This is a genomic window from Mangrovibacterium marinum (genome assembly GCF_003046625.1).
Classification (GTDB): Bacteria; Bacteroidota; Bacteroidia; order Bacteroidales; family Prolixibacteraceae; genus Mangrovibacterium; species Mangrovibacterium marinum.
In genome coordinates this window covers 64,516-75,926 of the sequence record NZ_QAAD01000019.1, presented here as the reverse complement: position 1 = coordinate 75,926, position 11,411 = coordinate 64,516, and the positions used below count along the sequence as shown (strand labels likewise).

The following is an 11,411-nucleotide window of genomic DNA, read 5'->3' as shown; positions in this document are numbered from 1 at the left end:
GAGCATCACTTGTCCGGGTAACCTGACCGCGGTTTGTGCTATCTCCGAGCAACCGGCTTACACAACCTTTGCTGAGTTTACAACAGCCGGCGGATCAGCTTCCGACAACTGCGGCATCGATGAGTCGAGCTTCGCACATGTTGGCGATGTAAGCGATGGTGGTAGTTGTCCTGAAACCATTACGCGGACTTACCAAATCGCCGACCTTTGCGGCAATGTTCAGACCTGTGAGCAGCTGATCGTGATTGATGATGAAGAGCTGCCGAGCATCACTTGTCCGGGTAACCTGACAGCAGTCTGTGCGATCAGCGAGCAACCGGCTTACACAACCTTTGCTGAGTTTACAACAGCCGGCGGATCAGCTTCCGACAACTGCGGCATTGATGAGTCGAGCTTCACCCATGTTGGCGATGTGAGCAATGGTAGTACTTGTCCTGAAACCATTACGCGGACTTACCAAATCGCCGACCTTTGCGGCAATTTGCAGACCTGTACGCAGCTGATTGTGATCGACGATGAAGAGCTGCCGAGCATCACTTGTCCGGGTAACCTCACCGCAGTATGTGACATTAACGAGCAACCGGCTTATGCCGATTACACCGCCTTTGTAAACGCTGGTGGCTCAGCAACCGACAACTGCGGCATCGATGAGTCGAGCTTCACCCATATTGGCGATGTGAGCGATGGTGGTAGTTGTCCTGAAACCATCACCCGCACTTACCAAATCGCTGACCTTTGCGGCAATATTCAGACCTGTGAGCAGCTGATCGTGATTGATGATGAAGAGCTGCCGAGCATCACTTGTCCGGGTAACCTCACCGCAGTATGTGACATTAACGAGCAACCGGCTTATGCCGATTACACCGCCTTTGTAAACGCTGGTGGCTCAGCAACCGACAACTGCGGCATCGATGAGTCGAGCTTCACCCATATTGGCGATGTGAGCGATGGTGGTAGTTGTCCTGAAACCATCACCCGCACTTACCAAATCGCTGACCTTTGCGGCAATGTTCAGACCTGTGAGCAGCTGATCGTGATTGATGATGAAGAGCTGCCGAGCATCACTTGTCCGGGTAACCTGACAGCAGTCTGTGCGATCAGCGAGCAACCGGTTTATGCCGATTACACCACCTTTGTAAATGCAGGCGGCTCAGCTTCCGACAACTGCGGCATCGATGAGTCGAGCTTCACCCATGTTGGCGATGTGAGCGATGGTGGTAGTTGTCCTGAAACCATTACGCGGACTTACCAAATCGCCGACCTTTGCGGCAATGTTCAGACCTGTGAGCAGCTGATTGTGATTGACGATGAAGAGCTGCCGAGCATCACCTGTCCGGGTAACCTCACCGCAGTATGTGACATTAACGAGCAACCGGCTTATGCCGATTACACCGCCTTTGTAAACGCTGCTGGCTCAGCAACCGACAACTGCGGCATCGATGAGTCGAGCTTCGCACATGTTGGCGATGTAAGCGATGGTGGTAGTTGTCCTGAAACCATTACGCGGACTTACCAAATCGCCGACCTTTGCGGCAATGTTCAGACCTGTGAGCAGCTGATCGTGATTGATGATGAAGAGCTGCCGAGCATCACTTGTCCGGGTAACCTGACAGCAGTCTGTGCGATCAGCGAGCAACCGGCTTACACAACCTTTGCTGAGTTTACAACAGCCGGCGGATCAGCTTCCGACAACTGCGGCATTGATGAGTCGAGCTTCACGCATATTGGCGATGTGAGCGATGGTGGGAGTTGTCCTGAAACCATTACGCGGACTTACCAAATCGCCGACCTTTGCGGCAATGTTCAGACCTGTGAGCAACAGATTGTGATTGATGATGAAGAGCTGCCGAGCATCACTTGTCCGGGTAACCTGACAGCAGTCTGTGCGATCAGCGAGCAACCGGCTTACACAACCTTTGCTGAGTTTACAACAGCCGGCGGATCAGCTTCCGACAACTGCGGCATTGATGAGTCGAGCTTCACCCATATTGGCGATGTGAGCGATAATGCTAGTTGTCCTGAAACCATTACGCGGACTTACCAAATCGCCGACCTTTGCGGCAATGTTCAGACCTGTGAGCAACAGATTGTGATCGACGATGAAGAGCTGCCGAGCATCACTTGTCCGGGTAATATTAACGATATTGCTTGTGATGTTTCCGGACTGGAAGCATTGAGTGGTTTTGCATTCTCTGCAACATCACAGATAATTGATGTGTCTTCATTTATTGCTTTGGGCGGAACTGCATCTGATAATTGTGGTATTCAATCTCTGACTTACCAAGATAGCCAAAGCGGTCCTTGTCCGATTGTTGTAACACGTACGTTTACGGTTGTTGATTTGTGTGATAATCAAAGTAGCTGTGTTCAAACGATAACATTGAATGCAGATCCGATCGTAATCACTTGCCCAACCGATCCAAACATCCCTGCATGTACATCCCAAGAAGATATTCTAACAGCTTACAACGCCTGGCTCGCCGGATTCACCTTCTCCGGTGGTTGTAGCCCAACAGACAATATCGACGAAGTACCGGAACTGCCGGCCGATGCTTACGACAATGGAGCAGATCTGAGCTTCACCTATAGCGTGACCGATTTGTGTAGTACGGAGACTTGTACATCGACCTTTACGGTTGAGCCGGATTTGATTCCTCCAACCTTCACCGCCACCCCGTACCAAAACTGTGTGGACCCCTTGCACTGGGCGATTTATGATGAGGTGAACCCGATTCCGGTTTATAATCATACGGAACCGAACCTGCAGAAATCGCCGGTGGACTACCGGACCATGCAGGCAGGCGACACCTTCCTGGATTTGACAGATCTGGCGGATAACTGCTGTGCTGCCGAGGAGCTGACCATTCACTGGCGCATTGACTTTGATGATACGCCCGACCCGATAACCGGAGCGGCGGTTAGCCATCCTTCCATTAGCGGAACGGGGCAACCATCCACTTACGGCAGCGACATCTGGCTGTGGGGCGACGGGGTGACCTTTACCGTTGTGCAGCATACCATCACCTATTGGGTGGACGACTGCCACGGAAATGTATCGGAGGAAGTAGAAGAAACAATAACAATAAGGCCGCGGCCGCGGATCCAAAAAATGAATTGATGAAACGAATAAATAGAAATACAAACAAGAATAAAAGAAAGGAAACTGAGGCCTATGGAAAAAGAACTACTGAAATGCGAAACTTAACAACAAGGACTGTTGAACAACAGACCGATGTACTGACCCGGTCCCCCCGTGGACGCTGTAATTTATATGAACTTAAAAAAATTGAATACGAATAAATTTTTACAAAACCTTTTTTTCTAACTCAAAAAGTTAATACTATGAAAAAGCAAATTTTATCCCTAATTGTGCTCCTCGCAGCTGTTTTTGCCAGTGTGAGCTCTTTTGGACAGAAGAAGTACCAGAACGTAATTATTGATGTTGATAATGATGGAGTTAACTGCTTGACTCCAACGCCTTTGAACTGTGCTGCCGGTGCTTACCCTGAACTACATCCAGTTCAAGGTGAGGAGTATACTTATAACGTTGCCAATACGCCGGCTAATGCAACCATTAGGTGGTTCGTCGTTAATAACTTAGATGTAACGACAAATAGTGACAGCTTGATCAGTATCGTTGATGGCATTCTTCCCGTCGATTATAGCGATATCGATGCAACCGATGCGACCGGAGCATATAATATTTCAAATAGTGAATATATAATGAGTGTAACTGACGGAGCTAATAGTTATAACAGTACAACCAGTATTAACACGTCACTAACAATGCAATGGAAGTTTTTTAATGGATTAGCGCCGAACGAGGTATTGCTTGTTGCTTATGTGGTGGATGAGTTTACATGTACAAACAACATTGCGGTTTGGAGAATTATTCCTACACCGGCATTTACACTTGATGTCGCAGCTATGGATGCTGACGGTGATAGTATTGCACCCGCAGGAAGTCAAGGTGTTGCTCAAGACTGCGTATCTCCCATTGAATCTACAGTTTATAATTCAGCTTTAGGATCAATCGATCCAAGTGTAACTCCAGGTGATTCGTTAATTGTAGATTATGGTGAAAACTGGGTTTTCTTTGTCGTAAATGCTGCGAATTTTATCGATTCCTGGATGCCTACTTTCCAGTTTACTTACTCGGGAGGTGCTGTGCCTCCTGGTTTTGAAGCAAGTTGGGCCTATATAGGTGATGCCACCGGTACTACAGGATGGAATGATCTAACAGGTACATTGGGAACTACGGCATCTGATTTTACATCTGCGGTTCCTGTTATTGCAGGTGCTTCTGAAGCTAGTCCCGGGACAATTGGAGCAGGTGTTGTGCCGGCTCCTGAAGGTGAATGTATCGTAGTGAGGGCAAGGCTTGATTGGGGTAAATATATAGAGCATGATTTATCTGAAAGTACGCTGACATTTGCGGTCGATGGTGTCTACTATGATGGCGATGAATCGGCAGGAACTGGTGGTGGTAGCTTTTATAATGATAGAGGTTATGCGGATTTAGACGTTACTGGCTGTGCTGATGATCAATTTCTTAACGATTGGGTTGAATATGATATCACACCAAGACCTCAGGTTGAAGAGGGTACTCCAGAATTTGAAGATAAATCAGGTCAGGGAGTTAACTAATTGGAATGATTTTGCTTTTTCATAACTCAAGATACCTCGCTCCGGTCCGCTTATGGGCCGGGGCAGAGGACTTGAAGAGAAAGCCCCCTCTGACTCCCCCGTGGGGGGAGAAATAGAAGAAGAGGGAAGGGGAAGTGAAAAGGCAAAAGGATGAAGTCAAAAGGATGAAGTCAAAAGGATGAAGTCAAAAGTCAAAAGTTAAAAGTCAAAAAGGAAGACTTCACAAACTCAGCGTTCTCAGCGACTACTCTGCGAACTCGGCGGTTAAAATACGATAACGCAAAGAGCGCAAAGGAGACGCAAAGGACGCAAAAGCCGGCACGAGTCCGGATGTACGAACCTGTCCGTTCGCGGACGCAAGAAGATAAATTAACAGATGAGAATTTTTTTCGAACATGTAAAAATGAATGACAATGAAAAAGCAATTTTTAATTCAGACTTTTCTGGCACTGGCGCTGGTAGCCGGTGTAACCGATGCCTTTGGGCAAGCAGTTCCGGGTAGTCTAACGCGCGGGGTCGACTGTGCAGACGGGCCTCTAAACCCGATTGCAGGGAAAGAGTATGTTTACAGGGCTAAGTCGAACCAAGCCGGTGATTATACCTTCTGGGCAACACGCGATATGAATTTCATTTCGACAACCGGAACCACAACAACGACCAATATCGACAAGATGTTGACGTCGCCAAGCACTACACCCACCGGAAGCGATCTGTTGGCAACAAGTAGCAATTATGGAGGAGCAGCTGCTCCGGACAGCGTAGCGATTACCTGGTCGGATTCTATTCTGTCGGTCACTTCCGACACGGTACCCACCTTCGTTGCGGTTATTCAGGATGGATACTGTACCAACAACTTCGAGGCTTGGGCAATTACTCCGCTAAAAGCCTTTGTGGTTGATATCATGAATATCGACCCTGTTGACAGCACCGCTTTGGGCTACGATTTGGCCGACAGCAGCTGTTTCGATATCGTGCGGGGAGCAACCTACAACCCAACAAGCCGTGAGATCGAGTACGACTTTGGTACACAGGTGTTGTACTTCGAGGTCGTTGCAGCCAACTTTACGAAGTATTGGACACCAACCTTTGTGCTTCCCGACAGCCTCTTGGGAAATGGTCAGGCAGCCGTTATTGAATGGGACTACACGATGGACTTTGCGAGCCCTGTTACGGTCGTGTCGGGGGTTGAAAGTCCGGTCGATGTTGAAACTAACGAGATGAATACTTCGGACGGGGTGTCGATCTATGTCCGGGTGACCATTACCAACGGAACCTATGAAGGACTGGTGGATCAAAACATCACCCTAACCGTTGATGGTGTGAACTCGATCGGTGATTGGGATATCGAAAACAACACGCTGACAGACGAGGGACCTTTGTGTAATGCAACAATTGGAGCAGATGGCATGGATGCCGCAACACAAACCTTAACTCCACGTCCGGATGTACAGCCTGATACGCCTACACCAATGATTCCGGGTAATGAAACGAATTAAAGGTGAATCTGCTTGATAATGCTTTTTCATAACCAAGATATCCACACCAGTTCTTCCCATCAATCGGGAGGGCTGGACGAGATTAGGAGCCCCCTTCGGTTCCCCCGGTGGGGGAAAGGAAAGAAGAGGAATGGAAAGGCAAAAGGATGAAGTAAAAACAGAGAAGTCAAGAGGCAAAAGTTTGAAGTCAAAAATAAGACTTGGCGAACTTAGCGCTTCTCAGCGATCTCTGCGGTTAAGAATTTTACAACGCAAAGGGCGCAAAGAAGCGCGGAGAACGCAAAGAATATCCTTTGCGAACTCAGCGACTACTCAGCGGTCTTAGCGGTTAAATTGAATTGTAAATGACAGATACATGATCCAGAATAAAAATGGACCTCCCGGATGGATGCATCCACCGAATAAGGGAGCGCCACGAGGGCCATCCCCGGGGACCGGAGGCCAGACAATAAATGTAATGACCGGTTATTTTGACCGGAACGGGAGAGCTACGCCTGAACAGAAGGCAAAAGTAATGAAGGCAAAAGTCAAAAGGATGATGTTAAAAGGGCAACATGAGGCGATTGTTTTAACGCTGACAGATCTGTCGATGCTGTCAGGTTCGAAGAACGAAGCCCGGGAACTGTCGACTGTCGGCCTGCGAAGCAGCGGACAGCGTCAAAATAAAAGTAATGCAAGTGATATGAAAACAGAGTCATTAACATACGGAGCTTATTACCATATCTATAATCGTGGAAACAATAGCTGTGATCTTTTTCGGGAGGAAGAGAATTACAAGCATTTCCTGGATTTGTATGATCGGTATATGAATCCTGTTGCCGAGACTTATGCCTGGGTGTTAATGCTTTACCCTGTTAAATATTTTTAAATTTTATGATGGAGCAATTCTACTATATCTATGTGTTGCGTAGTCTGAAAGACGGTAAGAACTATACAGGCTACACTAAAAATTTAAAAATAAGATTTGAGCAGCATCTTAATGGAGAGGTTGGATCTACAAGAAATAGACGCCCGCTTGTCTTAATCTATTTTGAAGGCTGCTTAAACCAGCAAGACGCGACTCATAGGGAGCAATATTTAAAGACTCATTATGGTAAAATGTTTTTGAAAAACAGACTAAAACAATGGAATAATGAAGAATCAAATCTTATTTGACAGGGTTAATCATTTTCATTTGTTGGTGAGGATAAAAGATGACATCGTTTATCGGTATAGTAACGCTGACAGATCTGAAGATGCTGTCAGGTTTGAAGAACGAAAATGGGAGACGATCGACCTGTCGGCCTGCGAAGCAGCGGACAGCGTCAGGATTCCAAAGCCTCATCTTCATTTTTCACACCTATTTAGTGCTTATTCCAAATATATGAATAAGCGTTACGACCGTACCGGCAGTCTGTTCGAACGACCTTTTAAGCGAAAGAAAATTGATAATCCGGGATACTTGAGAAATGTGGTCATCTACATTCACCAAAATCCGGTGCATCATGGTTTCTGTGAGCATCCGTTAGAATACCCTTGGTCCAGCTATTTGACTTGTACCAGTAAGCGATCCACGAAACTAAAACGAGCTATTGTCTTGGATTGGTTTGAGCACACAGGTGGTTTTGTTCAGGAGCACCAAGAACGAATAAACCATACAAAGATGAACGAGTGGCTTAATGTTGAGCCCGACTATTATACCCCGAAGGTAACGGGTGAAGTAAATTGAAATAGAACTTATGAACTCATGTACACAGTACTTATGAACTTTTAAGTAATAAATGAATCGACTTTGGTACCATACACGTAAGCTGGCGCTGGCAATTTTGCCGGTAGTCTTTGCTGTGGCTTCTGCTACGGCCCAGTACACGGTGTATCAAGGTCAGACATCAACCCTGAGTATTGATCCGTTGCCGGGCGATAGCTACAGCTGGGAATTGTACACCGACTCGACGGTGAACTTTGCAACCACCGACGGTTATGTACCCCCGGAGATGGCCGAGTTTGTTAACGGAGTCAGCACGGGACCAAGTGTTCAGGTGATCTGGCACGAACCGGGTGTTTATTTCTATAAAGTGGAAGCCTGGAATGCCATTGCATGTACCAACCATCTGAAGATCGGTCGGATTGAAATTCTGGAACTCAAACAAGAGATTATTCCGCCGGTAGCGGTCGACGATTATTACACGGTTGATTGCGATCCGTTGTTTGACAATGTGACCGAAAACGATAGTTGGGACAGTAACTACAACATCATTGTCAACATTTTGGAATGGCCTCTTAAGGGCGATTTGTTCCCCGAGGATGATCAGGGATCCTTCTCGTACTACGCCAACTTCGAGCTGTTCGGCATCGACTCGTTCCGCTACGAGCTGTGCCTGGACATTGAAGACCGGCTGTGCGACACCGCTACGGTGTATATTACCATCCCCGATGATCTGGACTGCGAACCGGAGCCCGATACAACCTGTCACTTCTTTATTCCGGAAGGTTTCTCACCCAATGGTGACGGCGCCCACGACTATTTCGTGATCGATTGTATTGAGCAGTATCCCGATGCCACGCTGATGATCTTCGACAAGCAGGGTTACCTGTTGTATAAACACAAAAACTACGGTAACGTGAATGTTTGGGGAACCAACGAGGCAGACCTGTGGTGGGGCGGTCAAACTATTAAACATCACCAGAATAAGGATAGAATGGTTGTTCCTGGTGTTTATTTGTATATCTTAGATAAAGGAAACGGCGATTATGAACGGGGCTTTGTAATGGTAGCCTACGGACTGGGCTCTTTTGGGAATTAGGTATGAATAGACGACGACAAACATACATATTGACCCGCAAACGGATGAAAATCGTTTTCAGCGCACTGTTTGTGCTGATGAGCTGCTCGAATGCCCTGGCGCAGATCGATAAGGACCGCTCGCATAAAATTTATACCGAGCCGGTGTTTACCCAGTATATGAACGGGATGCAGACCATTAACCCGGCCTATGCAGGCATGTGGGAAAAAGTGGGGATCCAGGTGTTTACCCGTCGTTATTTTCTGGGACAGGACGGCGCACCCCTGATGACAGCTGCTACCTGGTATAAACCGGTTAAGAACGACAATAACGGAATAGGCCTGAACATCACCAACGAGCATATTGGCTACGAAAACAAGCTGACCATCGCAGCCGACTATTCGTACCAGGTGAAGCTCGACTGGAAAACCTATTTGCGCTTGGGATTGAAGGTGGGGATTATCAATTACGATAACCTGCTGACACGCTACGACCTGGATTGGGGACCCGACGATCCGGATGAAGCCTTCGCAAGCGATATTCACCAAAAGCTGATGCTTAAGTGGGGCGTTGGTGCCCTGGTGTATACCCGCGACTATTACGTGGGCTTATCGGTGCCGCAACTGGTCTCGAATAAGTTTCGGGCCGATGTGATTAATTTTTCTTCACTGGCGGATGTTCGTTATGCTTATCTCCTGGGGGGCTATTTCTTTGGCCGCCAACGACAAATCCGCTTTAAACCAACCCTGTTGATGAAATTTGCCGTCGGCGAGCCCATCATTGCCGACATTGCTGCCAACTGGCTGTTCTACGATAAATTTTGGGTGGGAGCCATGTACCGCACCAACAACACGGCAGCCATCGTCACCCAGTTTGTGATGATGAAAAATATGCGCTTTGGCTATGCCATGGAATTTCCTTTCGGGCGCGAAATCTTTAAATATCAACTGCAAACCCACGAGCTTCGCGTGGTCTACGAGTTCGATTTCTACCGCCGACCCTATACCCGAAAACAGTACTTCTAGATTGAAGGATTGAAGGACTGAAGGACTGAAGGACAGAAGAAGTCGCAGCCAGGGATAATTTACAATTTAACGATTTACCATTGATAATTGGAAGAAGGCACAGTAGACAAATTGACGGATTGAAGGAATGAAGGACTGATGGACCAGTAACCAGCAACCAGTAACCAGCAACCAGTAACAAATTGCCCGTCCTTGTTTTACCCTCTGACTCCCTAAAGGGAGAACCAACAAGGACTAGTAACTCAAGCCTCACGTCTCAAGCCTCAAGTCTCACGACTCAAGCCTCACGACTCACACTTCAGCCCGCGGGGGTATTTCTCTGCGTTCTCCTCAGCGCCCTCTGCGGTTAAACTCTTTGGAATTTGGAATTTGAACTTTGGAATTTGAACTTTGGAACTTGGAACTTGGATTTTGCAACCAGTAACCAGCAACCAGTAACCAGTAACCAGCAACAAATCGCCCGTCCTTGTTTTACTCGCTGACTCCCTAAAGGGAGAACCAACAAGGACTAGTAACTCAAGCCTCACGTCTCAAGCCTCAAGATTCAAGCCTCAAGTCTCACGACTCACGACTCACGACTCACACTTCAGCCCGCGGGGGTATTTCTCTGCGTCTCTGCGTTCTCCTCAGCGCCCTCTGCGGTTAAACTCTTTGGAATTTGGAATTTGAACTTTGGAACTTGGAACTTGGATTTTGCAACCAGTAACCAGCAACCAGCAACAAATCGCCCGTCCTTGTTTTACCCTCTGACTCCCTAAAGGGAGAACCAACAAGGACTAATAACTCACGTCTCAAGCCTCAAGATTCAAGCCTCAAGTCTCACGTCTCACGACTCACGACTCACGATTCAAGACTCACGACTCACACTTCAGCCCGCGGGGGTATTTCTCTGCGTTCTCCTCAGCGCCCTCTGCGGTTAAACTCTTTGGAATTTGGAATTTGAACTTTGGAACTTGGATTTTGGAATTTGCAACCAGCAACCAGTAACCAGTAACCAGTAACAAATCGCCCGTCCTTGTTTTACCCTCTGACTCCCTAAAGGGAGAACCAACAAGGACTAGTAACTCAAGCCTCACGTCTCAAGCCTCAAGCCTCAAGTCTCACGACTCAAGCCTCACGACTCACACTTCAGCCCGCGGGGGGATTTCTCTGCGTCTCTGCGTTCTCCTCAGCGCCCTCCCGAAGCAAGTTCGGGACACGTTCTGCGGTTAAACTCTTTGGAATTTGAACTTTGGAACTTGGATTTTGGAATTTGCAACCAGCAACCAGCAACCAGTAACCAGTAACCAGCAACAAATCGCCCGTCCTTGTTTTACCCTCTGACTCCCTAAAGGGAGAACCAACAAGGACTAGTAACTCAAGCCTCACGTCTCAAGCCTCAAGATTCAAGCCTCAAGTCTCACGACTCACGACTCACGACTCAAGTCTCACGACTCACGACTTCTCCGCGTTTCATGAAACCCTAAAACAAAAAAAGACTC

Annotated in this window: 8 protein-coding genes; all 8 read left to right on the top strand. The window is 47.5% G+C overall.

The genetic code is table 11. The features are described from left to right. A partial coding sequence (locus tag C8N47_RS18795) for a hypothetical protein (protein ID WP_170111417.1) occupies window positions 1-3,118 on the top strand: 3,118 nt, incomplete at its 5' end. A gap of 224 nt (window positions 3,119-3,342) precedes the next feature. Beyond that, a complete protein-coding gene (locus C8N47_RS15125) occupies window positions 3,343-4,647 on the top strand; it encodes a hypothetical protein (RefSeq protein ID WP_107823407.1) in 1,305 nt (434 codons plus the stop codon). 413 nt (window positions 4,648-5,060) lie between these two features. Further along, entirely contained in the window at window positions 5,061-6,143 is a 1,083-nt protein-coding gene (locus C8N47_RS15120; RefSeq protein WP_146161546.1) for a hypothetical protein, read from the top strand. A 535-nt stretch (window positions 6,144-6,678) separates the two neighbouring features. Then, entirely contained in the window at window positions 6,679-7,011 is a 333-nt protein-coding gene (locus C8N47_RS18790; protein WP_170111416.1) for a hypothetical protein, read from the top strand. A gap of 5 nt (window positions 7,012-7,016) precedes the next feature. Continuing rightward, window positions 7,017-7,298 carry a GIY-YIG nuclease family protein gene (locus tag C8N47_RS15110; RefSeq protein WP_211316166.1) on the top strand — a complete coding sequence of 94 codons (282 nt, stop codon included), beginning with the start codon at window positions 7,017-7,019 and terminating at the stop codon, window positions 7,296-7,298. Further along, on the top strand, window positions 7,276-7,851 hold the full coding sequence (locus C8N47_RS15105; RefSeq protein WP_107823404.1) for a hypothetical protein: 576 nt from the start codon (window positions 7,276-7,278) through the stop codon (window positions 7,849-7,851). The genes C8N47_RS15110 and C8N47_RS15105 overlap by 23 nt, the downstream gene beginning before the upstream one ends. Before the next feature lie 52 nt (window positions 7,852-7,903). Beyond that, on the top strand, window positions 7,904-8,926 hold the full coding sequence (locus tag C8N47_RS15100) for a T9SS type B sorting domain-containing protein (RefSeq protein WP_107823403.1): 1,023 nt from the start codon (window positions 7,904-7,906) through the stop codon (window positions 8,924-8,926). 44 nt (window positions 8,927-8,970) lie between these two features. Next, window positions 8,971-9,930 carry a PorP/SprF family type IX secretion system membrane protein gene (locus tag C8N47_RS15095; RefSeq protein ID WP_170111415.1) on the top strand — a complete coding sequence of 320 codons (960 nt, stop codon included), beginning with the start codon at window positions 8,971-8,973 and terminating at the stop codon, window positions 9,928-9,930. Window positions 9,931-11,411 lie beyond the last annotated feature (1,481 nt).

What these genes read in the sequence shown, in the direction of transcription:
- C8N47_RS15125 (WP_107823407.1), top strand. Translation starts at nt 3,343, where the DNA reads ATGAAAAAGCAAATTTTATCCCTAATTGTGCTCCTCGCAGCTGTTTTT.
- C8N47_RS15120 (WP_146161546.1), top strand. Translation starts at nt 5,061, where the DNA reads ATGAAAAAGCAATTTTTAATTCAGACTTTTCTGGCACTGGCGCTGGTA.
- C8N47_RS18790 (WP_170111416.1), top strand. Translation starts at nt 6,679, where the DNA reads ATGATGTTAAAAGGGCAACATGAGGCGATTGTTTTAACGCTGACAGAT.
- C8N47_RS15110 (WP_211316166.1), top strand. Translation starts at nt 7,017, where the DNA reads ATGATGGAGCAATTCTACTATATCTATGTGTTGCGTAGTCTGAAAGAC.
- C8N47_RS15105 (WP_107823404.1), top strand. Translation starts at nt 7,276, where the DNA reads ATGAAGAATCAAATCTTATTTGACAGGGTTAATCATTTTCATTTGTTG.
- C8N47_RS15100 (WP_107823403.1), top strand. Translation starts at nt 7,904, where the DNA reads ATGAATCGACTTTGGTACCATACACGTAAGCTGGCGCTGGCAATTTTG.
- C8N47_RS15095 (WP_170111415.1), top strand. Translation starts at nt 8,971, where the DNA reads ATGAAAATCGTTTTCAGCGCACTGTTTGTGCTGATGAGCTGCTCGAAT.